26 protein-coding genes and 1 pseudogene are annotated in these 22,570 nt (G+C 63.0%); 14 read left to right on the top strand and 13 right to left on the bottom strand.

All coding sequences use genetic code 11. From position 1 onward, the window contains the following. Positions 1–137: 137 nt before the first annotated feature. The 8 genes from VIQ49_RS10305 to VIQ49_RS10270 form a co-directional block, all read right to left on the bottom strand. On the bottom strand, positions 138–956 hold the full coding sequence (locus tag VIQ49_RS10305) for an oxygenase MpaB family protein (RefSeq protein ID WP_331884057.1): 819 nt from the start codon (positions 954–956) through the stop codon (positions 138–140). Between the two features lie 100 nt (positions 957–1,056). Then, positions 1,057–1,749: a TetR/AcrR family transcriptional regulator C-terminal domain-containing protein gene (locus VIQ49_RS10300; RefSeq protein ID WP_331884055.1), complete on the bottom strand. Its 693-nt coding sequence runs from the start codon at positions 1,747–1,749 to the stop codon at positions 1,057–1,059. A 44-nt stretch (positions 1,750–1,793) separates the two neighbouring features. Further along, positions 1,794–2,333, bottom strand: a complete 540-nt coding sequence (locus VIQ49_RS10295) for an RNA polymerase sigma factor (RefSeq protein ID WP_331884053.1) — start codon at positions 2,331–2,333, stop codon at positions 1,794–1,796. An 83-nt stretch (positions 2,334–2,416) separates the two neighbouring features. Next, positions 2,417–2,845: a hypothetical protein gene (locus VIQ49_RS10290; RefSeq protein WP_331884051.1), complete on the bottom strand. Its 429-nt coding sequence runs from the start codon at positions 2,843–2,845 to the stop codon at positions 2,417–2,419. Between the two features lie 144 nt (positions 2,846–2,989). Further along, the gene (locus VIQ49_RS10285) at positions 2,990–3,682 is read right to left on the bottom strand and encodes a hypothetical protein (RefSeq protein ID WP_331884049.1); all 693 of its coding nucleotides are present in this window, start codon (positions 3,680–3,682) and stop codon (positions 2,990–2,992) included. Positions 3,683–4,017: 335 nt separating this feature from the next. Further along, positions 4,018–5,793: an Hsp70 family protein gene (locus VIQ49_RS10280; protein WP_331884047.1), complete on the bottom strand. Its 1,776-nt coding sequence runs from the start codon at positions 5,791–5,793 to the stop codon at positions 4,018–4,020. A gap of 97 nt (positions 5,794–5,890) precedes the next feature. Next, positions 5,891–7,303, bottom strand: coding sequence for a GTPase (locus tag VIQ49_RS10275; protein ID WP_331884045.1), 1,413 nt, complete (start codon positions 7,301–7,303; stop codon positions 5,891–5,893). Then, complete coding sequence (locus VIQ49_RS10270; RefSeq protein ID WP_414731616.1) at positions 7,303–9,156, bottom strand: dynamin family protein; 1,854 nt, start codon at positions 9,154–9,156, stop codon at positions 7,303–7,305. The genes VIQ49_RS10275 and VIQ49_RS10270 overlap by 1 nt, the downstream gene beginning before the upstream one ends. Positions 9,157–9,401: 245 nt before the next feature. Here VIQ49_RS10270 and VIQ49_RS10265 point away from each other — a divergent pair, with 245 nt between their 5' ends. From VIQ49_RS10265 to VIQ49_RS10250, 4 genes are all read left to right on the top strand, one after another. Continuing rightward, positions 9,402–10,655, top strand: a complete 1,254-nt coding sequence (locus VIQ49_RS10265; RefSeq protein ID WP_331884040.1) for a DUF7373 family lipoprotein — start codon at positions 9,402–9,404, stop codon at positions 10,653–10,655. A 55-nt stretch (positions 10,656–10,710) separates the two neighbouring features. Then, positions 10,711–11,376: an O-methyltransferase gene (locus VIQ49_RS10260; RefSeq protein ID WP_331884038.1), complete on the top strand. Its 666-nt coding sequence runs from the start codon at positions 10,711–10,713 to the stop codon at positions 11,374–11,376. 103 nt (positions 11,377–11,479) lie between these two features. After that, a complete protein-coding gene (locus VIQ49_RS10255) occupies positions 11,480–11,713 on the top strand; it encodes a type II toxin-antitoxin system Phd/YefM family antitoxin (RefSeq protein ID WP_331884036.1) in 234 nt (77 codons plus the stop codon). Next, entirely contained in the window at positions 11,710–12,114 is a 405-nt protein-coding gene (locus VIQ49_RS10250; protein WP_331884034.1) for a type II toxin-antitoxin system VapC family toxin, read from the top strand. The genes VIQ49_RS10255 and VIQ49_RS10250 overlap by 4 nt, the downstream gene beginning before the upstream one ends. Positions 12,115–12,121: 7 nt before the next feature. Here the strand turns inward: VIQ49_RS10250 and VIQ49_RS10245 are convergent, their stop codons facing one another. Continuing rightward, positions 12,122–12,865 carry a class I SAM-dependent methyltransferase gene (locus VIQ49_RS10245; protein ID WP_331884031.1) on the bottom strand — a complete coding sequence of 248 codons (744 nt, stop codon included), beginning with the start codon at positions 12,863–12,865 and terminating at the stop codon, positions 12,122–12,124. Positions 12,866–12,927: 62 nt separating this feature from the next. Here VIQ49_RS10245 and VIQ49_RS10240 point away from each other — a divergent pair, with 62 nt between their 5' ends. The 4 genes from VIQ49_RS10240 (at position 12,928) to VIQ49_RS10225 (ending at position 15,383) form a co-directional block, all read left to right on the top strand. Beyond that, on the top strand, positions 12,928–13,512 hold the full coding sequence (locus VIQ49_RS10240; RefSeq protein WP_331884029.1) for a TetR/AcrR family transcriptional regulator: 585 nt from the start codon (positions 12,928–12,930) through the stop codon (positions 13,510–13,512). A 7-nt stretch (positions 13,513–13,519) separates the two neighbouring features. Continuing rightward, a complete protein-coding gene (locus VIQ49_RS10235) occupies positions 13,520–14,356 on the top strand; it encodes an enoyl-CoA hydratase/isomerase family protein (RefSeq protein WP_331884027.1) in 837 nt (278 codons plus the stop codon). A 177-nt stretch (positions 14,357–14,533) separates the two neighbouring features. Next, positions 14,534–15,007 (top strand): hypothetical protein, encoded by a 474-nt coding sequence (locus tag VIQ49_RS10230; protein WP_331884025.1) that lies wholly within the window; start codon positions 14,534–14,536, stop codon positions 15,005–15,007. Between the two features lie 4 nt (positions 15,008–15,011). Further along, positions 15,012–15,383 carry a VOC family protein gene (locus VIQ49_RS10225; protein ID WP_331884023.1) on the top strand — a complete coding sequence of 124 codons (372 nt, stop codon included), beginning with the start codon at positions 15,012–15,014 and terminating at the stop codon, positions 15,381–15,383. Between the two features lie 54 nt (positions 15,384–15,437). On the opposite strand, the gene VIQ49_RS10220 is transcribed toward VIQ49_RS10225, so the two are convergent. Further along, positions 15,438–16,097, bottom strand: coding sequence for a TetR/AcrR family transcriptional regulator (locus VIQ49_RS10220; protein ID WP_331884063.1), 660 nt, complete (start codon positions 16,095–16,097; stop codon positions 15,438–15,440). A 159-nt stretch (positions 16,098–16,256) separates the two neighbouring features. On the opposite strand from VIQ49_RS10220, the gene VIQ49_RS10215 reads away from it, so the two are divergent. From VIQ49_RS10215 to tatA, 4 genes are all read left to right on the top strand, one after another. Further along, positions 16,257–17,480 carry an oxygenase MpaB family protein gene (locus tag VIQ49_RS10215; protein ID WP_331884020.1) on the top strand — a complete coding sequence of 408 codons (1,224 nt, stop codon included), beginning with the start codon at positions 16,257–16,259 and terminating at the stop codon, positions 17,478–17,480. Between the two features lie 90 nt (positions 17,481–17,570). Then, positions 17,571–18,419, top strand: coding sequence for a cutinase family protein (locus tag VIQ49_RS10210; RefSeq protein ID WP_331884060.1), 849 nt, complete (start codon positions 17,571–17,573; stop codon positions 18,417–18,419). An 18-nt stretch (positions 18,420–18,437) separates the two neighbouring features. Then, the gene (locus VIQ49_RS10205; protein WP_331884018.1) at positions 18,438–18,905 is read left to right on the top strand and encodes a globin domain-containing protein; all 468 of its coding nucleotides are present in this window, start codon (positions 18,438–18,440) and stop codon (positions 18,903–18,905) included. Between the two features lie 4 nt (positions 18,906–18,909). Beyond that, positions 18,910–19,197 carry a Sec-independent protein translocase subunit TatA gene (gene tatA / locus VIQ49_RS10200; protein WP_331884016.1) on the top strand — a complete coding sequence of 96 codons (288 nt, stop codon included), beginning with the start codon at positions 18,910–18,912 and terminating at the stop codon, positions 19,195–19,197. A 24-nt stretch (positions 19,198–19,221) separates the two neighbouring features. On the opposite strand, the gene VIQ49_RS10195 is transcribed toward tatA, so the two are convergent. Next, positions 19,222–20,502 carry a DUF4185 domain-containing protein gene (locus VIQ49_RS10195; protein ID WP_331884014.1) on the bottom strand — a complete coding sequence of 427 codons (1,281 nt, stop codon included), beginning with the start codon at positions 20,500–20,502 and terminating at the stop codon, positions 19,222–19,224. A gap of 141 nt (positions 20,503–20,643) precedes the next feature. Here VIQ49_RS10195 and VIQ49_RS10190 point away from each other — a divergent pair, with 141 nt between their 5' ends. After that, the gene (locus tag VIQ49_RS10190; RefSeq protein WP_331884011.1) at positions 20,644–20,892 is read left to right on the top strand and encodes a hypothetical protein; all 249 of its coding nucleotides are present in this window, start codon (positions 20,644–20,646) and stop codon (positions 20,890–20,892) included. A gap of 43 nt (positions 20,893–20,935) precedes the next feature. On the opposite strand, the gene VIQ49_RS10185 is transcribed toward VIQ49_RS10190, so the two are convergent. Next, the gene (locus VIQ49_RS10185) at positions 20,936–21,133 is read right to left on the bottom strand and encodes a hypothetical protein (RefSeq protein WP_331884008.1); all 198 of its coding nucleotides are present in this window, start codon (positions 21,131–21,133) and stop codon (positions 20,936–20,938) included. Positions 21,134–21,302: 169 nt separating this feature from the next. Between VIQ49_RS10185 and VIQ49_RS10180 the strand changes: the two genes are divergently transcribed. Beyond that, a complete protein-coding gene (locus VIQ49_RS10180; protein ID WP_331884006.1) occupies positions 21,303–21,785 on the top strand; it encodes a DUF1877 family protein in 483 nt (160 codons plus the stop codon). A gap of 11 nt (positions 21,786–21,796) precedes the next feature. On the opposite strand, the pseudogene VIQ49_RS10175 reads toward VIQ49_RS10180, so the two are convergent. Next, a pseudogene (locus VIQ49_RS10175) lies at positions 21,797–22,570 on the bottom strand (transposase); the annotation flags it as partial.

The raw sequence follows: 22,570 nt of genomic DNA, 5'->3' as shown, positions 1-22,570 counted from the left end.
GCAGCGCTGGAAAAGGACGTTCGGGCCTGGATCGCGCAATGGAACACCGACCCCAAACCGTTCGTCTGGACCAAGACCGCCGAAGAAATCCTCGATTCACTCGCCAGATATATCCAACGAATCTCTGGCGCAGGACACTAGACCAGTGGGCGTCCCAGTCGACACCGCAGTCGGACGTCCCACAGCAGCACATGAAACAGCAACTGGGACAACCACAACGGCTTACGCCGTTCGGCGGCGACGAGCCCATCGACATAACCGTCGAACCATTCCTGGTCGGCGGCGGTCCATCGAACCCGCATCGCCTCCCGAAAGGGCGGTGGCAGATATCCGATGGTGCGCCGATATTTGACCGGGCCATAACGCTTTTTGATCGCGGGATGCGCGTGGTCGAAGTTCGCGATCCCGAGGAGGAACTCACGCACCTCATCGGAGATCGAGATCTCGGCCGTCTGCCGGTCCCAGTACTCCCCGAATGCCTGCCGAGTGGGCGGCCACATCTCGGCCGGCATCTGCAACGTGGTGCCGAGTACCTTGCCCTGCTGGTAGAACGTCTCCCGGTCCGCGCCGGCCAAAGGCCCATGGACGCGCTCGTATATGTCTTCCCATCCGATATACAGGCACGCGGCGACCCACAGCTGCAAGTCGGTGTTCATGGCGTCGTATTCGACCGGACTGGTCTCATCCGACCGGACATGCACGTGCTGCCGGTTGACCGCCTGACGAAAGCGCCTGCGGTCGTTGGCATCGCCGAACACCGCCACCGCGAGATACGACCCCGTGGTGCGGGCCCTCTTGATCGGATGCAGGTCGAGCCGTCCGCTGTCCACCTTGCTGCGCGCAACGCCGTAGCCGACAGCAGGATTGGCCAACTGCATGATCACATTGGCGGTGCTCATCGTCTGCCCCATCGACAGCAACGACTTCGAAAAGAAGCTGCCGTCGATGGCGTCCATCGATTCCCTTGACATCCGTTGGTCACTCTTCCCCATACGCCCTCCCCAGATCTGAATACGTATGTTATCAGAATCAAAGATGCGTGGAAACCGGAAGATATCAACCGGGCGGCGGAATCGATTCCAGTCGGCGCTCGAGTCCGGCGATGATGACGGCCAGGTCGAACTCGAGTTGGCCATCATCGGTGCTCGCACTCTGCCGTGCCCCGACCAGGGCGCGGAGCACGGGGAACTCGTTCTCCGGAGCGCCCGTCAACGTGCGTGCCACGTCGTGGGTGTCGGGATGGGCATCGGACTTGCCGCCCTTCAACGTGTCCCGCCCCGTCGAGTAGGCCACCTCCGTCAGCAACGCGAGGATCCGGCCCGATTCATCGACACCGAAACCTGCATCGACGAGGGCCTGCACCACCCGCTCGATCGGCTCGAGGGCTCGCACACCGCTGGCGCCGGACAATCGGACGTACATCGCGAGCGCTCCCACCTCGATGACGGCATCACGGGTGGCGCGGGTATACAGGCGGATCACCTCACGCCAGTCACCGCCGGTGGGTAGTTCAACCCGGCTCAGTTCAGACTCGAACACGTCGAACGCGACCAGCTCGCGCAAGCCTCGCAGATCGCTGACGTGGTAACTGAGGGCTTTCCGGTCGACGCCGAGCACATCCGCAACGGCCTGCATCGTGACGGTTTCCAACGGCAGTGTTCGTGCGGCTTTGACGATGCCCTCGCGATTGATCCGCGGTGGGCGTCCGCGCCGGGCGGCACCCGCGCTTTCGTTCGCCGAGTCAGACATCACGGACCTCCCTGGGCTTGTGGGAAAGCCTAGTGCCGAGGCGGCTACGAAGCGCGGATCGCCTGGGTGAGTTGTGTCCGGGCGCGATTGAGGCGGGACTTCACGGTCTGGACGCCGACGCCCTGATGTTCGGCGATCTCCGAATAGCTGAGGTCACCGAACTCACGAAGGACCAGCGCGGTCCGGAAGTCTTCCGGGAGAGCGGTCAGTGCGACCCGCAGGGCATCGACATTGGCGATCCGGTCGTCGAAGCGGGCGCTGGTCTCGTCTTCGAGTTGGATGGGTTGATCGGTGTCGTTGAAGTCGACGAGCTGGGTCTGCGCCTTACGCTTCCGAACGATCATCAACGAGCAGTTGGCGGCGATCCGATGGACCCAGGTGCCGAACCGTGCTTCACCGCGAAACTTCTCCAGGTTCTGCCAGGCCGAGACGAGGGTGTCCTGAAGTGCGTCTTCGGCTTCCTGATGATCGCCGACGATATGAAGGCACACGCCCCAGATCCGGGGCCGATAGTGGGTGACGAGTTCGGCAAACGCCTGTTGACTGCCCGCACGTGCGTTGAGCAGCAATTCCGTTTCATCCATCGATCTTCGCCCGACCCTCCCCTGTCAGCGAAGATCCTACCGACCTCATCTCCGACGATCAGATGCGCCCTGACAACCCCGGATCAGATGTCGAACCGCGACGAATCGTCGTCGTCGGAGTCGAATCCGAGATCCGGGATTGCATCGTCGTCGAGGCGAATCGCACCGGCCGCGGCGCCGCCATCGCCTACGGACGTATCGATGTCGCCATCTGAATCGTCGTCCGGCTCGGAACCGCGATGGCTGTTGGCCTCGCGCATATCGAGCAGCGACGCATCGTCTTCGCCGAGGTCGATGTCGTCGTCGGCGAGGTCGATGTCGCCGTCGGCGAGGTGCGGCTCGTCATCGGCGAGGTGCGGCTCGTCGTCCATGACCGGGACGACGTCGCCGGCGACCGGCCCGGTGGCGGGATCGAAGGTGGCATCCAGCGCGGCCGTCCAGGCCTGAGCGGGAGCGTCGAAGTCATCGACGCTGATACCCAACTCGGCAAGGACCGACTGGTCGTCGCTCACGGCCCACCTCCTGCTTGTCATCTCTGGCTGTCATCCCGGGTGTCATCACGTTCCGCCACCACCCCGGCGCTCACGCTCGAGGTTGGATGCAACCGGCACCCCACAATGTTCCCGCCATCGGACCCGGGCGTGCAAATGGCGCGATCAGAGGACGACGTCGTCGGTCGGCGCGGGCTCCGGGGCACCGGCATCGGTGTCCGGTGCGGTCGCGTCCTCACCTGTACAGGTCGAGTCGAGGCTTCCGTCGTTGTCGCTGTCGGAACTGTAGAAGTCGATGTCGCCGTCACCGTCGACGTCCACTGCCATGTCGTTGACGACCCCGTCGTAGTCGGTGTCGCGGATGACGGTGTCGGCGACACCGTCCTTGTTGCTGTCGAGGACGGAGACATCGGGACGTCCGTCGGCATTGGTGTCGACCAAGGTCTCGACGACGATCCCGTCCTCGACCGAGTCCTGCTGCACCAGATTGCCTGCCTCGTCGAGGTAGCTCACGAGATCGACCTGCCCGTCGTCGTCGAGATCGTTCGCCACCCGCAGCGTTCCGTCCTCCTGCTGACTCGCCGCGGTGTCGTATGTGCCGTTGCCGTCGGTGTCGCGCTCGATCAGCGTCACGTTCCCCGCATCGTCGACATGAGCGATCTCGGCCTGACCTTCCGGAGTGGTCCGGTGAACCACGTCGACCGTGCCGTCACCGTCGGTGTCGCGGGCCGATTCGTAGCCGCCGGACGTCGACGTGGAGGTAGAAGTGGAGGTGCTCGAACTCACCGGTGTCGCGGACGAACCGGTGGTGGTGGCCTCTTCGGGATTGCTTGTCACGTTCTGGCTGGAGTTCGACATCAGTTGGGCCCTTTCAGGTGGCTTGTAGTTGTTGGAGTGTTGGATGCGGCCGGCGGACCAAAAGGTTCCCTCGGCCCCGGAAAATATTTCACGCGGGTCACACATGTTCGGTGCCGTGCCCGCACCCGCTTTTGGCACGGGCACGGCATTCGCGGTGAGAGTCACGCCTACCCCTCGTGAGCATGCACCTCGACGCCCCCGCGCGGACGACAACCCGAAATACCCTGTGGTTGTGGTGTATTGGATGCAGCGATGCCCGTGAGAAGTTCCCTGCCCTCAACACAACACTCCCCGTGCCAATCAGGCACGGGGAAAGAGTGTTCGACGTCGGGAAGTCAGTTCACCAGGCCGGCCCGCCGGAGGAACGTCTTGGCACTCTCTGCACTGTCGAGTCCGTGGATGGATGCTCGAACACCGGTGACGTTGTTCGCGTAGGTGACGTACACGTAGTCACCAGACTGGACATCGATGTCCGCGGCAGCGGTGCGATCGGTGTTCTCCACCAGTTCGTCACCCTCGTCCTGACCGTAGAGCTGGCGCTTCTTGAGTACGTCCTTCTTCGCTTCTTTGAGATCCAGGCTCACGAACATGCTGACCCCGTCATCGGTGGTGCCCACCACCGTCGCGCCGTCGTCCTTGAGAACACACCGCAATTCGACGCCGTCGTTCTCGGTGAATCCGTTCTTCTTGCATTCCGCGAAGTCAGAGGTGAGCTGTGTCGGCAAACCTGCGAGCACTTCCTCTTCGGTCACCGCCAATGTTGTTCCCGTGGTGGGAACCTGGTCGGGCTGCGACGTGGTGCTGCTGACGGCGGCCGCATTGCCCGGCGTTTCGTCGCCACCGCTTGTCAAGACGATCCCCAGCACCGCGGCCGCGGCGACAACAACCACCGCGGCGACCGCGGCCAGGATCTTGGTGCGTTTACCAGATGCGGGAGCCGCTGGGGTCGGCGAGCTGGGCAAGAGGTCGGCCGCGCCCGGAATCGACGGACGTATCTGGGTCTGCGCGTACTGCGGCCCGGTGGCTGTCTGCTGCGAGGCGACCAAAGCGGTCAAAGATCCTTGGGCAACCACGGTTTTCGGGTCGTCGAGCGTGGCGATCTTCCCCAGCGGCGCCAGCTTCTGATGCACCAGCGGAATCCGAGACGTGCCACCGGTCAGATACAACGCCGTCAGCTGCCCGGGTGCGATGCCGGCGTCGGCCAGCGCGGCCCGGGTCAGGTGAACCGCACGGTCGAGCGGAGCGTCGATCAATTCATCGAATTCATCGCGCGTGATCTGCAGCGTCTCGTGGAACCCCTCGCCCGCCACCGTGATGGTCGCCGAAGGCGCCTCGGACAGAAGCTCTTTCGCCCGACGGATCGAATCATCGAGGTTCTGGCGGATCCCGACCGGAGCCCGGCGCAGGTACGCCAACAGCGGCGGATTGCGGGACTCGAGTTGGCCGTCGACCCACCGGCGGATCAGCGCGTCGAAGTTCTTGCCGCCCAGGCCATTGTCGCCGCGGGCGGCTATCACGTCGAAGGTGCCGTGACCGGTGGCCGCCAGGACCGCGACATCCAACGTGCCGCCGCCGAAGTCGAACACCGCGATGCGGGCACCGGGATCAACCGCGTGCGTGCGGCTGTAATGCTGTGCGGCGGCGCGGGGTTCGGAGATGGTGGTGATGCGATGCGGATCGGCACCGGCCTGCGCGGCCGCGTCTCGGAGCACCTGCACCTGGATCGGTGACCAGGCTTCGGGATGGGTCAGCACCAGATGCGCCGGGGGCTGCCCGCCATGCGCGGCGGCGGCCCGGCCGAGCACACTGCGCAGCACGGCACCGATCAGCACGTAGGCGGGCAGGCTGTAGCCGTTGACGTTGATGACCGACTGCTGGCCGACCAGTCGTTTGGGTGACGGGATGAAGGAGGCAGGATTGCGCTCGGCGGAGTTCAGGGCCACATCGCCCACCGCGATCCGGTCGGGGGTGTCCACGAACACCGCCGACGACATGACGTTGCTCGTATGCGAGAGCGCCAGGGTCTCGACCACGCCACTGGTTGCCCCCGAATGTGCCGCAGCGGTATTCGAGGTCCCGAAATCGATTCCGAGTAGCCAATCAGCAGTCATCACGTCTGTCCTTCACCGATACCAATGGTCCCCGGCTGTGTCCGGGACGAAGCGTTTGATGCGCCCGGGTGGGCAAAGGTTCCCGACTGCGCTGAAATCATCTGGCCAGGTCGGTGTAGGTGGCGATCAGGGTCACCAGGGCCGCGTCTTCCGCCGACGTCATCGTCGACAGTGCCTGGGAGTGGGCTTCGGACAGCTTCGCCGCGGCGGTGGCCTGCACCTGCCCCCGGTTCAGACCGGGTGGCAAACCCAATCGCTCGGCCGGCGTGCGGCCCAGCAGGAGCTGACGCAGGTCACCGACCAGCGGCGACGCCGGATCCGCGTCCAGCATGCGATGAAGATCGGTGAACAGGGCCACGGGTCGCATCGCGGGCTGGGACCGCGCGTACTGGGCTATGCCGCGGATCTGATCGCGTGCGGGATGAGTGAAGGCCAACTGATCGAAGTGACCCAGGATCCTCGACGCCCGCTGCAATCCGGCGAACTGCGACAACGACGTGTGCATCAGGTGCTGCAGCGCAGCGATGCCCGACCGTTCGACCAGCCACCGGTTCAGCTCCGCGGCACCTCGGCCGGCCGGCGCCCGTCCGTTGATCAGCCCGTATTCGCCCACCAGGTCGAGCAGTCGGTCCCGCATCCGAGGATCGAGTGGTGCGGGGTCATCGGATTCGAGGAGTTCGATGAGTTCCAGCGGCCGCATCCGGCCCAGGGTTGTCATCGCATACGCATCGGCTTCGGTGAGTGCGCCGGTGCGGCTGGTCTGGGCCATCAGTCCGGAGATGGGGACAACGGTGGCCACCGAGTCGGACAGCTGACGTGCCAAGACGCGAGCATGTGTGGCTGCGTGCTCGATCGGATCACGCCGCCCGAGTGCGCCCTCCCCGAAACCGTCGGCCCGCGACAGCACACCGAGCGTGTTCAGAGGAGTGAAGCCGAGTTGCTTCAGAAACGACACCTCATCGGCGCGTGGGGTCGAATCGAACAGGAACACCGCGGCATCGGCATCCACCGACGCAGTGCGGGTCTGTTCAAAACCGTCGATCAGGACTCTCCGGGTCGCGGTCTCGTTCTCGGTGGTGAGTGTGGCCAGGCCCGGGGTGTCGACCAGCGTGATCGACCGGATCGCCGACGACGGCAGCCACCGGTGCAGATACGCGATCTGTTCGGCCGGCAGCGGCAGGTCGGTGACCTGTTCGCGACCCAAGGTGACCGGGTACCGGCGACCCTGTACGTCGACCACCTCGGCTCGCGACGGTGCTCCGTCCTGGTACACCGCCACCACCCGAGTCGCTTCCAACGCAGCGGTTTCCGCGACCGGCGCACCGATCAGTGCGTTCACCAGGGTTGACTTGCCGGCCTTGAGCCTGCCGACGATCACCACTCGCGGCGGTGACCACAGCACGGACCCGATCCGGTTCGCCTCGTCCACCAGGTTGCCGCCGAGCCCCGCCAGTGAACGCAGCGCCTGATCGAGCACCTGATGCATGGGATCTGTTGCGACTGCGGCCATCACACACTCACCGCGGATTCAGGTGCATCTGGTGCGGGTGACAGTTCGGTCAGCAGTGCTTCCGCGTCGGCGATTCGCTTGTTGACGATCTCCAGGTTCTTGGCCAGACGTTCAAGGTTTTTCGTCCGGGTCGCCGCGTCGGCCGCTTCGGCATCCTTGGTGGAGGTGATGCGTTCTTGCAGCGTTTCGATGCTGGCGCGCAGGTGTTCGCGGTACCGCAGCACGATCTCCGGACGGGCGTTGGCCATGGCCTGCTCCAGGAGCCGGGTGGTCGCGGTCTTGGTGGTCGCGATCGTCTCGCGGAGCCAGGTCAGCAGATTGGTCTTGCCCGAGCGCATCGCCCGGAAGCCGAGGTTGACCGCAACCCAGACACCGCCGACCACGGCCCCGACCCCCAGCACCGTCGACACACCGATGATGCCGCCGATCATCGAAGAACCCATGACACCCATGGTCAGCATCGAAGGATCCAGCAGCCCTTGACGTTTGGACCCGACCTGGTGGGCCTCGATGCGGCGGTCGGACAGCGATGACACGATCTGCTCGCAGATCTCGTTCCAGATCACCTCTGATCCGAAGCGGGGCATCACCACCTCGTTGTGGAGCTGACCGAGAAATCCAGACAACGCTCCGGCCATGGCCATCTGCAGGTCCACGTGCATGTCGGAGGTGAACTTCTGCGGACTCTTCCGCAAAACCTCCATGCCCTGCTTGTTGATTCGCGTGGTCCAGTTGTCGCGGATCTTGTCCAGACGGCCGTCGAGGTCTTCGATGGCCCGGCCCCGGATCATCGTCAGATCCCGCGTCAGATAGTGCTCCCACTCGCGCGAATGTTCTTTCAGTCCGCGGAGTCGTTCGAGTTCGTCTGTCAGGTCTGCGACATCTTTACCCCGTCCCTCGACCACCGCGATCTCGTCGGCCACCTTGGTGCGGACGCTGCGCAGCCCTTCCAGGGCGGTCCGAACGGCATCTCGCGCCGGGAGTCGCTCGGCGACACTCAGTCGATTCCGGATCTCCTGCCGTAATTCGCTTATTCCACAAGCCTTTTCAGCGTGTTCGCGGGCGGGACCCGGTGGCATCTGCGCAGCGATCAACGCTCGCACACTGGACACGCCGAGGACGGTCACGTCGCGCTGCAGGTGGTGTTGCAGGAGGCGCCGGTTCTCGCCGACAATCGCCTTCCATCGTCGAATGTTCTTGTCGGTCTTGGTCACTGCCACGATCAAGCCATCCACCGACGCGCCGGCATCCTTGATGAACGCCATCTCCGGCGCGGTCAGGGGCGTGGATGCGTCACAGACGATGACCACCACACAGGCCTGCTGCGCCGACTGCACCGCCAGCTTCGACAACGCCGGGTCGAGGCCACCCACACCGGGCGTGTCGATCACCGTCACATCACCCAACGCACTTCCCGCCACCGGGATGATCGCCCTCGTCGGTAACGATTCGATCTGGGGATCCCGGACGTACCGGCCGTCTACGGTCGCCCAGTCCGCAAGCTCCCGGCCGTCGACTTCGCGGGTGTGATCGGGAAACAGGAGATGCACCGGTCCGGCCGGGTTGTCGTCGGTCGCGGGTGTCACGCTCAGCGGGATCGTCGATGTCACGTCCACGCCCACCGGAGTGAGATCACGATGTCCGATCAGAGCATTGACCAGCGAACTCTTTCCGCGCTTGACCTCCCCGACGACCACAGCCGACCGAACCTGGTTGTCGGTGGACAGCTTTTCCGTGGCCAGATTCGCGACCTGATCGAGTTTGTAGGCTCGCAACACCTTGCCGGCGGCGGCGACGAACTCCTGGGGAGCGTGGGAGACCGGCGAGCCAGGCTCTCCTGCCACCGCACCCATCAATGCCCTCTCAGATCTACTTCGGCAATGCCCGGCTCCGACCCCACTACTCGCCGGACACGAGACTAGTGGGCACGACATTCCCCCGCACATCGGCCCCGAGGTGAGGGGGGCGGGCCGTTCACGGCTCCCGCAGTGACGTGAGTCACATGATTTGTCGGGAACCATCGGCGCCCCGGTCTGCATCAGATACTCCAGCCCGCCGCGCAGAGCCCGGCACTGCGCGACCTGAAAGGAACCACTCAATGGTGAAGAAATGGCTGCTGATCCCGGCATCCCTGCTGACTGCGGGACTCATGATGACCGCATGTAGCACCGAGACCGACGGCACTTCGGTGGCCGCCTCGTCGAGTGCCACCGCCGAGGCGCCCGTCGACCTCGCACTGGTCGATCCCGGCACCTATCCGACCGAGCCGGCCGCGCCCTACGGCACGGCGACCACCGAGAACATCCTCGACGTGGAAGGCCAACGGCTCGCCGAGTTCGTGACACTGCCTTTTGAGGTCGACCCGGAGCTGACGGAGGTCTCGATGCCGACGATGGTCATCCGCAGCGCGAAGAACCTCGACGTGGTGCTCTCACCCGGAGTCGGGACGGGACCTGCCAACGGCAAAATGCTGTACGGCTACGTCTCCACCGCGTCGACCCCGGTGGCGAACTCGCAGGAAGTCGACCGGGCTCTCGTGCAGATGGTGCTGCGGTACTCGGACCCTGCCGCAGCTGCCGCCGGCGCCGCGGAAATGCACAACGCGCTGATCAACAACCCCGACCCGGCCCTGAAGGAAGCGCCGGAAAAGGTCGGCACCCTTCCCAACACCCTGATCTCGTCGAGCGGCACCGCCGACGAGGTCTCACTCAACGCGTTCACCGCCCACGGTGACTACGTGATCTACACCTGGGCCTCTGCGCCGACAGCCGAGAAGGACTGGACCTCGACGTCCGTCGCCACCGCGCTCAAGCTGCAAGAACCCTTGATCGACAAGTTCCCGGCCACCCCGACGAAAGAACAGAACGGGGGCAAGAGCGCGATGCCGGAGATCGATCAGAACGACATCTTGATCTACGCCGTCCCGGAGGAAGATGCCGACGCCGGGCTCGGGAACGACATGGCTGTCTACGGACCGCGCGGCATGGCACACCGCTCCACCAATCCGGCGCTGACGTACGACACGCTGACCGACGCGGGCGCCAAGCACAATGCGCAGTACAAGACGATCGTCTACCGTGCCGCGACTCCCGAAGACGCTCAAGAAATCTCGGACGTCTTCATCGAAGACCTGATCAAGTCCGACGGCTACGCCCCGGCGCCCAGCCCGCCCGGACTGCCGGCCGCAACGTGTGTCACCAAAGACACCACCGACGGCACCCAGGACTACTGCTACGTCACCAACGGCCGCTACGTCGGGGAGGCATCAGCACTGGATGACAGGACCGATCTCGACCAGCTCATCTCAGCGCAGTACCTGATCTTCGAGAAGGCCGATCAGGACGCCGAGTAGCCACCGGTTTCCGCCGGTCACCGGCAGTCCTGTCAGGGATCGGCACAATGAGACCATGACCGCCGACTGGGCCGCAGCAGACAAATACGTGAGTGATCTCCTGATCGGAGGAGATCCCGCACTCGATGCCGCCATCGCGGCGAACGCCGCGGCGCAGCTACCGCCGATCGACGTCGCGCCGGTGCAGGGCAAATTCCTGCATCTGCTCGCACGAGCGATCGGCGCCCGGCGTGTCCTCGAGATCGGGACGCTCGGCGGCTACAGCACCATCTGGTTGGCTCGGGCCGTAGGTGAAGGCGGCCAGGTCATCACCCTCGAGTTCGAACCCCATCACGCCGACGTGGCCCGGGCCAACCTCGACCGCGCGGAAGTGGGCGACCGCGTGGACATCAGAGTCGGTGCCGCATTGGACACCCTGCCCACGCTGCCGGGCGACGCTCCGTTCGACCTGGTGTTCATCGACGCCGACAAACCGAACAACAGCAACTACGTCCTGGCCGCGTTGCGGGTGTCCCGACCGGGCACCGTGATCGTTGTCGACAACGTCGTCCGCGACGGCGCCATCGCCGACTCCACCGAGGACGACGAACGCGTGCGGGCCAGTCGAGAGGTGCTCGAACTCTTTGCCACCGACCCTCGATTCGACGCCACCGCACTTCAAACCGTGGGAACCAAGGGTTGGGACGGCTTTGCATTCGCTCTGGTCCAGGACGTCGCCTGACACCGACAATTGCCTGGGCTTCGAAACGAATTGCTCGGTGACAGAAGCCCACCTCGTGCGATTAAGACTATTCCAACTAGTCTTACTGGAGTATTTTAGATAGATGAAGATCATCACCAGTACTGAAGCCAAGACGCGGCTCAATGCCGTGCTGGCGGAGGTCGAGAAGTCCGGTATCTCGGTGACGATCACGAACCACGGGCGGCCGGTGGCAGTGATCTCCCCCATCAAGAAAACGCCGAGAACATTCGGACAACTCCCACATCTGGTCATTCCCGAGTCATTTGATGACCCGCTGCCCGAGTCCGAGCTCTCGGCCTGGGACTCCACACTGTGACGTCCATCCTCCTCGACACCAACGCCCTTTTGTGGCTGGTCACAGCGCCAGACCGAATGTCATCCCAAGCCTACGAGGTCCTGTCCGACCGAGCCAACGAGCTCTTCGTGTCGGCAGCCTCGGCGTGGGAGATCGCGATCAAGACCCGGATCGGCCGCTTCAATGGTGATGCCCTGTTGTCGGTATGGAACGACACTCTTGACGGCATGGGCGCCACCGATCTGCCGATCGACTCGACGGATGCGGCCACCGCGGGACGCCTTGATTGGGACCACAAGGACCCATTTGACCGGATGATCGTCGCCCAGGCCGCACGCCGCGGACTCACCATCGCATCCAGTGACCGGACACTTCTCAACGGGGCACTGAGTCTGGTGATCAACACGCGATCGTCGACATAGATCAGGCTCAGTAGTCGGCGACGACAAGTCGATACCCCGCGTCGAAATGAGACCTGGCGGCGAGTGACGCGTAGCGCGACGACCACGATCCGCTGGCGAGATCCTCGCGCAGCCGTGAGAGACCGGCTTCGAGGTCCGCTCGTGGAGTCAGGGCGAACAAAGACATACCTGCCTGCACGGTCCTGTCGAGGTAGGCGGCTGGTCGACGCCAGAACGCCGCACCGAATCCGTCTACACAGTCATGTGGAACGGGGACCGCGGCAACCGACACTTTCCCCGGCAGGGCAGAGAATCCACTAATCGGGACCGCGAGGCGCGCGTCGGTGGCCCCGGCTGCCGGAAGATAGTCCCGAACAAGCCAAAACCGTTTGAACACTTCGGGATCCCACGTGAGTATCACGATCCGGTGGCGCGCCACGCGAACCATCTCCGCCAGCCCTTCGTCGACATCGCGCCAATGGTGCACCGTCAGCACTGCGAGCGCGGCATCCACCACCCCCGTGCCCAGGGGTAGCCGCTCTGCGGTACTGCGAACCGCAGGTGCTGCGCCGGGTGGGCGTTGGGCGATCATCACGCTGCTCGGCTCCACGCTCACGACCGTTTGGGCAGGCTCATACGAACCGGAGCCGGCGCCGATGTTGGCAACAGACTCGGTCCCGGCGAGGGCATCGGCGATCAACTTCGCGATGCGCGGGTCCGCCCGGCGGGTCTGGGAATAGGTGGCTCCGGTCCGGTCGTATCCGTATTCCACGGCCTTCTCCTGTGATTCGATCCGTTGACAGAGGATACCTCGGTGTGGGTAGAGTAGTCCTCATGCCTGCTGCATCACGTGGCACCGACGCACGCCAGCGCTTGCTGCGCGCGGCGAGACGCCGTTTTGCGGCAGACGGTCCGCTGAGTCCGACTCTCGACGAGGTTCGCCGGGAAGCCGAAGTGAGCGTCGGAGCGCTCTACCACCACTTCCCAGACAAGCAGGCCTTGGCCGCAGCGGTTTTCGCGCAGCTGATCGGCGAGTACCAGCAGGGCTTCCTGCACAAGGTGATCAAGCAGTCCACCGCCGAAGGTGGAATCAGGGCCGGCGTGAAATACCACCTTCGGTGGATCGTCGAGAACAAGGCAGAGGCCTCGTTGCTTCTCGGGGACCGAATTGACAGTCCGGAATTGCAGGACGCGAATCGTGAGTTCCTGCGCGCCGTGGCGGATTGGTGGCGTCCGCACCATGCGTACGGTGTCGTCGGTCCGATGAAAACCGGGATCACCGCGGCGTTGTGGCTGGGCCCCGCACAGGAATACAGCCGGTATTGGATCTCCGGCACAGAAACAAAGATTTCGAGTAGAGCCGTCGAAACATTCGCAACCGCCGCATGGGCAGCACTGAGGTCGCCGACCGAGGAGTGAGACCGTCATGAAGCAGCAGGATTCGTTGTACCGGGCCATCATCGCCGAAGGTGACAGCCCCCAAGCGCCACCGCTCGTCCGTGTCGACCGGTCCGGCGACCGGGCTGTGGTCACGCTCGACGAACCTGACCGCCTCAATGTCCTATCGGCCCCTCTGGTCCGCCAGTTGCGACGTGCGCTGACTGACCTCGCCGACGATGTCGATGTTCGCACCGTTGTTCTCACCGGCGCTGACCCGGGGTTCAGTGCGGGCGGTGACCTCGAGATGATGCGCACTGCCATCAGCTATCTCGAAGCCGAGGAAGGTGTCACCGACATGTGGCGCTGGATCCGACGCGAGTTCGGCGGCATTGCGAAAATCATCGCGGGATCTGACGCGATCTTCGTGGCGGCCATCAACGGTCCGGCCGCCGGCGTCGGCCTGGCTTGGGCGCTCACCTGCGACATCGTGCTGGCGAGTGAACGAGCTGTTCTGGTGCCGGCGTTCGGACGCCTCGGATTGATTCCCGAGGTCGGCACGAGCTGGGCGTTGACCCGTCGTCTGGGCTACCAGGGAGCGTTGGCCTTCTATCTGCGGGGCGAGCACCTCGACGCACACGCCGCTCAACGACTCGGGTTGGTGCAAGACGTTGTCGAACACGGCCAGCTTCTGAACGCGGCCGACGAATGGTGCTCTCGCATAACTCAATTGCCGACACATGCGGCGGCGATGACCAAGTCACTGCTTCGAGCTTCCGCCGATTCCAGCTGGCACGCGTCCCTGACACATGAGGAGTTCGCCGAACCCAGCTGCTTCTCGACCGCGGCATTCGCCGACAGTGTCAACACCATGCTCGGACGCTGATACTCGTCCGGATTCACATCGAAGACCGCGGGAGGGGGCGCGTGAGCAAGCATCTGCAGTGAGGTCTTCAGCTCAGCCGTGTTGTCTCGAAACCAACGTACAAGACATGGAGGTCAGCGTGAAAACAGTGGAATCACTCAGGGTTACGGCACATCGAATCCAGGGAAGGGGTGCGCAATGGTAATTGCCGCAGCACAGCAAAGGATGGCCTGCTCGGCCGACGAGTTCCTGGAGTTCGCGATGGATGTCGAACGATACTCGGAAGTGGACGACAAACTCGGCCCGATGGACTGGGTTCGCAGGGAAGGCAATCTGGTCGAGTTCAAGTTCCGTCCGGCGATGCCTGGACTTCCCGGACCCACTCCGAAAATGGTTGCCCGCGGGGTTCTCACACCGGGTAAACGGGTCGATGTCGAACTGTCCCCGCTGCCGGAGAGCAAGGTATGGCACCGGCTGATGAAGTTCGAAGCGAGTTTCGTATGCGAACCGGTCGAGGACGGGATCCTGGTGACCAGGACGATGTCGGCTGAGCTCACGCCGGCGGTGCGCTGGTTGATCGACCCCATATTGCGCCGCAACCTGCCCGCGAACATCGACGACGAGGTCAGGCAGGCGAATCACTACCTCGAAAAACGTAGCAGCCGAGGGTAATCGAATGTCCATAGCCCGACTGGGTGCGATCTCACTGGATAGTGATGACCCGAGCACCCTGGCCCGCTTCTACGGTGAATTGCTTGCTCTACCGGTCGTCCATGAATCGGACGAGCTGGTGGTCCTGAAGGCCAAGGGGGTGTTCATCACCGTCGAAAGGGTCCTGCACCACAGCCCGCCCGATTGGCCCGATACCACCGTGCCCAAACAAATGCATCTCGATCTGTTCGTCGACGACCTGGACAAGGCAGAGCAGGCAGCTCTGGCCGCGGGTGCGCGTATGCCCGATACTCAGCCCAGTCCACAGAAGTGGCGCGTCCTGATCGATCCGGCGGGTCATCCGTTCTGCGTGACACTCCCGCCGGGCTCGCCATGAGGACATCTGACGCGGGCAGGATTCTCAAACGCGCTGTCAGCGTTGACCTCTAGGTCATCCGCGCGCTGACGGCAACCGCAGCATGGGTACGAGGAACTGATGCGCGACCGCGGTCAGTTCCTCTGCGGAATCCAGATCGACAACGTGGCTGCGCGTGGTGAGGAACGAGGCTGAGATACGGACCATGACCTCGGCAACGAGATCTGTGTCGAGGCCGTCAGGGATGTTCCTCGCTCGCTGTTCCCGGCGCAACTGACCGGCGACGAACTGGCGCACCGCGGCCAGCGTTCTGCCGTCGTCTCCGACCATTGATCCGGCCAGGAGGTTCGGTTCGGCCGCGATGAGGCCGCCGATCAGCGGATTGCTCCGAAACGCTAGAAGCGAACCGACAAAGCCGACCACAAGCCTGTCAGTCGCCGTCTCTGCGCACTTCATGTCGATCTGAAATTGATCGTAGTATCGCCTGAACTCCCGCAGGATTACGTGCTCGATCAACTCATCTTTGGTCGCGAACCGCCGGTACACGGTGATGCGCGACATGCCCGCACGTTTCGCCACGTCGTCCATCGACGAGCGCTGAATCCCTCTGCGGCAGAACTGCTCATACGCCGCATCGAGCAGTCTGGTCCGAGTGACATCCGGGTTGCCGATGCGCTCCCGGGCCTCTTCAAACGCCCGATTCAGCAAGGACTCTGCACCCGAGGGACCGGCCATGAGCCTTTGAGCTGGTTGTTCCACCGGAAACCCTTCAGTAGTGATACCAGACATTTATGGCGACTCTTGTGATCGGCGCCACAGATATGCTCCAATGATACGAAGATACGCAACTCGTATCAATGGCACAGGCACTGGCATCTGAGGACGGGACTCGAAATGGACAATTTCAACAGACGCAACATGCTCAAGGCCGGCGGTGTGGTCGGGGCGGCTGGTGCGTTCAGTCTGATTGCTTCCGCGACTCCATGGACCTGGTCGCCCGCCGGGTCGGTGCCGGGAACGGGCAGCGGGGCAGATCCTCGCGGGGTGTGGGATGTCGAGGCCGATCCCGTCGTCGCCGGATTGCTCGATCGAGGCGAAGTCCCGAAAGTCAACGAACTACTCAAAGGCTGGACCAAGAACTCTCAGCCGTTGCCCGCAGGGCTTCCGACCGAGCTGCGAGACTTCATGGAACACGCCCGCCAACTGCCCTCCTGGACCGATCGGGACAAGCTCGCCAGCGCAGTCAGTTTCAACCAGAAGCGCGGCACCTACCTGGGCGTCTTGTACGGCTTCGCCAGCGGCATGATGAGCACGGTCATCCCGAAAGAGGCTCGCGCGGTGTATTACTCCAAGGGTGGCGCGGACATGAAGGACCGCATCACGAAGACTGCCAAGCTGGGTTACGACATCGGCTCGCTCAACGCCTATCAGCCCGATGGCGAGATGGTCGTCACCTGCGTGAAGACCCGTTTGGCTCACGCGGCGGTGCGGCATCTGTTGCCACAGTCGCCGCATTGGGTGAACTCCGCCCCCGAGGACGTCCCGATCAGCCAGGCAGACATCATGGTCACCTGGCACAGCCTGCCCACCACCGTGATGCGCAACCTGAACAAGTGGAAGGTTCCGATCGCCCCCGACGAATCCGAGGGCTTCCTGCACTCGTGGCAGCTCAGTGCTCACCTTCTCGGCGTCGAGGACCAGTACATCCCCGCATCCTGGAACGAGGCCGATTCGCAGGCCAAGCAAGTCCTCGACCCCATCCTCGCGGCCACGCCCGAGGGCATCAAGCTCGCCGACATCCTCCTCGACCTCGGCATGAACCTCGACCTGACGCTGCTCACCAGGCCGATACTCGGTGCGCTGACCCGCTTCATGCTCGGCGATGAAATCGCCAACTGGCTCCGCATCCCCACCGAACCCGTCTGGACGCCCCTTCTCGAAACTGCTTGGGGTCCTTACGTACTGGTCCGCGAAGGCCTGCTCGACGTAGGGCTACCCAAAGAAGCGTACTGGCTCTTCGACGAGTTCCTGCGCCAATTCGTCTTGTTCTACATGTCCGAACTCCGCATGCCCATCAACATCAGCATCCCGGTCATCAACAACCCGAACCACCCCTGACACACCGTCTGCGCCACGGGGAAACACCGAATGCAAACCAACAAGCGCCGAACCTGGAAGCCGGCATTGACAGCTCTGTTATCAGCGCTCATGCTGGCCGGAATATCCTCAGTGACAAAGCTTCCGGCGCACGCAGCCCCATCGGACTGCCCAGAGCTCTACGTTCTGGCCGTACCCGGGACATGGGCCGACGGAGAGAATCCCGGCCTACTCAGTGCGGTCACGTCCGGACTCGGCCCGGAGACCACAGTGCAGTTCGTCGGATATGACGCGACCGCGTTTCCCTGGGAGAAGGCCATTTACGGTCGGTCGAAGGCCCAAGCGGTTGCCAACACCACCGGACTCGCGGTGTCAATGCTTCGTCGGTGCCCCGGCACCAAGATCGCACTCACCGGCTACAGCCAGGGCGCGGACGCAGCTGGTGACGTCGCCTCCGAGATCGGTACGGGGCGCGCCGCGATCGCACCGACGCAGGTGGCCGGAGTGGTCCTCTTGTCGGATCCGCGCCGGTCCCGCCACGACAATGTGGTGGGCCCAGCGCTGACCGGGGAAGGTAGCGGGGGTCCGCGACTCGACGGCATGGGGTGGCTGCTTCCACGCTCGTTCAGCCTGTGCGCACCGGAGGACCTGTATTGCAATGTGCCACAGGGCTATTACGTCACCCGGATAGCCGGGTATCTGGCGGAGACAAGTGATCCGACACCCAGTCAGATCGGTCAGTATCAGTCCGAGGCAGAGGCGATCTTCAACAACATGATCACCGACGGCGACCCTGCAGCCGTTGTTCGCGAGGTCGGTGATGCCCGCGTTCGCGAGGAGATCAATCTCTTCAAGCAGTTCCTGCAATCGGGTGCACACGCCAATTACGCGACGTTTCAAGTTGATACCGATCTGACCGCCGTGGACTGGGCACACACCTATCTCGCCGCTCTCGCCTGACCCAACGAAGGAAGTCTCATGGACAGAGCCCTGCTCGAACACAGTCTGACCTTGATCACCGCCGACGACCCAGACTTCACTGTTCGATTCTATGAGCGGCTGTTCGCCGAGCATCCGGAGGTGGAGGCGCTGTTCGGCAAGAACATCCGGCCGCAGGCGGCCATGTTGCAGCAGGCGATCGTTGCCGTTCTGGAACATCTCGACGATCCCGACTGGTTGCAATCGTCGCTGGGAGCACTCGGACGTGTCCACGCCTCACTCGGTGTGACTCCACCGATGTACGGCTGGGTGGCAACAACTTTGGTGGAGACGATGGCAGACATCGCTGGCTCTGCGTGGACGGACGCGATGGCCAAGGAGTGGGGCGCAGCACTGACTGCGGTGGCCACGATGATGCTCGACGCGTACCCGCCGCAGTCGTCGTTCCAGGAACCCGACAACACCGACCAACAGCTTCTGAGCGGTACCAACCAACAAAGGGGATAGAGACATGGGCGCAATGCAACCGTGGCACATCATATTGGTGGTGGTTGTCTTTCTGGTCTTGTTCGGATCCAAGAAGCTGCCCGACGCAGCACGGGGACTCGGCAGATCGATGCGGATCTTCAAGAGCGAAGTCAGTGAGATGCACAAGGACGAAGCCGGCGCCGCATCCCAGGATACAGCGGGTACACGTGAACTCAGCCCGGGCCGGGCCACATCATCGGACCGCGCTGTGGACGACGTCGGCTCAGCACCTCGCTCCCGCACCAGCCCGGGTACCAACTCCCGGGACTGAGCAAACGATTGATCCTGGCCGGCTTCAGATCTGATCGAGATCGGTGCGCAGCAGCATCACGTTGTAGTCGGCCCACCTCGACGCGGTGAAATAGAGGTCGCGTCCGATCGATTTCGGGTGGACGTACGGGGCGTACATCCCGCCGCCGAGCTGCAACGACGTGAACAACGTCTTGGCGCTGCTCCACGGACCTTCCGGGTGCTCGGCGGTGCGGATCACCATTCGACCCTCGAGTTCGTTCCCGTAGAGAATGATGTATCGCTGAAGGTAGTCGCTCCACGCCACCGACATCTCACTGACCGGCTGTGGGATAACGGCTTTCAGATCGCCGAACTCGGTTGACCACCTGTTTGCGGCGTTGTTGGTGTAGTACTCGTACTTGGTCAGGTCGAGGATGTCGGCGGGGTTGAAGCGAGTCAGCGACGCGGCTCCGAAACGGCCATTGGGAGTGCCGAACTGGTAGATGTACCCGTCCTTGCCCGCCACATAGGCGTTCATCTGGAACTTGCTGTTGTCGGGGTTCACCTGCTCGACCCCGGGCAGGGTGATGTCGGCGTTGACGCGGATCGTGCTGATATCGGTCTCCCACGTCTGGCCGTTGTTGTGGGACACCGCGACTGCGGAGAAGTTGGTGACCCATCGGCCGGGGTCGCCCCACGACCGGACCGACATGTAGTTGATGTACTGGACGCCCCCGATCGAGATCGCGGCGGTGGGGATGTCGGTGACCTCGATGTCAGGGATACCGAGCGAATGAATGATCTCCTGCGAGAACCGGGGTCGTTCGGCGGTCACGATCGATCCCGAACTGATGTCACCCGGGACGGCATCGGGCACCGTGATCCCATCGGCAAGATCATTGTCATCGGACCGCAGGAGCACGTTGTGCCGCCATTCCTGGCCACCGGCGTCACAGTCACCGAACGTGTCACCGACGGCCATCAGGGTTTGACCAGAACCATTGTCCCACATGATGCCCAGGTCGGTGCCGGAGATACCGAACCGGTCGAGGGTGTCGTTCTGGCTTCCCGGCCCGGTGACCCACGCGACGGTTTTGGTGTTGCCGCCGACGATCACCGGGAGTCGACCCTGCGGTCCGCGGTTGCCTCCACCTGAACTTCCTGGCCCGCTGCTTCCGAAACCGCTGCTCCCGCTACTACTCCCGAAGTCGGGCAGCAGGCTCGACCCGCTGCTACCGGCATTACCGCAAGGCGCGGCAGTTGCCGGCGGGGTGAGAACAACCAGACCAGCGGCGGCCATGGCGAGCACTGTTACCCCGATCGTTGCCGAACGAAAGGCACGCATGAGCCTCCTATGGTCAGCGCATCGGTGTTGCTGCTGAGGCCATTGTGACGGGTGGGGTTTACGACCACACGCCGATCGAGTCTCGACTACGCAACAATTCAGCACTCTGTGACGCTCGTGCCGGCTGTGGTGCGGGATTGAATGCATGAGTTCTACGTGGCGTACCGGGACCATCAAACGCTGCCCGACAACTTCAACAGTCGTGTCGACTCATCTCAGCAACCTCAACCAGAACAGATGCAAGCCACCGGCGAGCAGGCACAGCCCAGTGACGCCAACAAACAGGGCAACGCAGCATCGAGGGGGTCGCGGACAAACCGGGTCACACCAATAGATGCGCCCGAGCACGGGATTGTTCCCAGGGCTGCGGTGGAGAAGAAGGCGTTGTGAAACAACGGTTTTCACGCAGAGTTCTCACGTGATTCCGAAGCATCTACACGCGGCTATCCATGCGAAAATGCGTCGGGCAGGCGGTCACCGCGGTGAGGAAGTCGCGCAGGCTGTGCGGACAGACGAAGGTCACAGTCACGTCGGCATCGACGAGGATGTCGATGAGATTGATGCCACGTTGGTGGGCTGTAGTCGATAGTTTGCGGCGACGACGATGCCTTTCCCTGCGAATGGAATTCAACCTTTCGCCCTACCTGCACCCACAACACTGAACTGCAATCTTATTGTGTTGCCGAACAATTCGTCGCAGAATGTGATTGGATTAGGCGACGGATCGTTGTGATCGACGCGATTGCCGACCAGCCTAGCTAGGTCGCGGCAGTTTGATGCCAGGAGGAGGGAAAGCATCAATGGGGCTCATCCAGTCATACACCAGGTTCAGCGATGCCGACCTACACGAGATCCACCTCTGCGATTCGACTCACGACGTCGTCGAGTTCGTCTACGGGCTGCGCGACGCTGACCCAGCGATGACAGTCGACATCGACAAAGCGCGCGAAGCTCTCGAGCTGATGTTCGACCGTTCGGAACTGCCGGTGAATCCACTCAGAGGACAGGGTTCCATACCGGGAAATATCGACTTCAGCGAAGGCATCCCCAACTACATGAGCCCCGAGTACGTAGCGGCGACACGAGACATTCTCGCCCACATCACATTTGACACGCTACTCGACTCGACCTCGGCGGCCGACCTCACACAGCAGCAGATCGGACCTTTCCGAAACTGGAACAGTCAGAATATCGAATATCTCCGAACCAAATTCACCATCATGTCCGAGTTCATCGATCAAGCGGCCGATCTCAACAACCACGTAGTATTGGAACTCGTTTAGTCGGTGAGGGACTATCTCGTCAACGGTGTTTCGGCCGCTTTCCAGTAGTAGGTTTCTGATCCGGGCCAACGGTCCGCGAACGTGATCGCGAAGGCACTGAGAGCGGGTTTCCACCGTGTGATCCATCGTGCCCGACCTTGCCGGTCGGGTCCAGCGAACGGGTCGCCAGGTACAAACATTTGAGCGCGGCTTGCTCGCTGGGGAAATGGCCGCGAGCTTTCACCGCCCGCCGGTACCGCGCATTCGACGACTCAATTGCATTGGTAGAACGTATGACTCGACGCATCTCCGTGTCGGAGTCAAGGAAGGGGATGAACTCCTCCCAGGCGTTGTCCCACAGCCGGATGATCGCGGGGTACCGCTTGCCCCAGTGCTCGGCCAGCTCGTCGAATGCCGCCCGCGCCGCGGCCTCGCTCGGCGCGGTGTAGATCGGTTTGACATCGCGCTTGAGGGCGTCCCAATGCTGGCGCGCTGATAGCACGATGGCGTCGATGAAGATCGCCGCGTACACCTCATCGAGGGGCCGCGCGGACCAGTCCTGCATCTCCTCGATCACCTTGTCAGTGATCCGGGAAATCGTCTCCTCGAAACCGTAGCGCCGTAGATTTCCGCGAAGTGCGCGCTGATCTCACGGTCGTTGAACCCTTGGCGTACAACGATAAAACGATCTCATCAACCCCGTTGAGTCGGCGCTGCCACTTCTTGACAATCTGCGGTTCGAACGTCCCTTCGCGGTCCCGGGAGACCTCGATCGGCGCCTGACCGATGGACTCGGTCAACACCGA

It is taken from the genome of Williamsia sp., from assembly GCF_036566845.1.
Taxonomy (GTDB): domain Bacteria; phylum Actinomycetota; class Actinomycetes; order Mycobacteriales; family Mycobacteriaceae; genus Williamsia.
The sequence above is the reverse complement of the archived record's forward strand: the minus strand, read 5'-3'. Positions and strand labels throughout refer to the sequence as shown.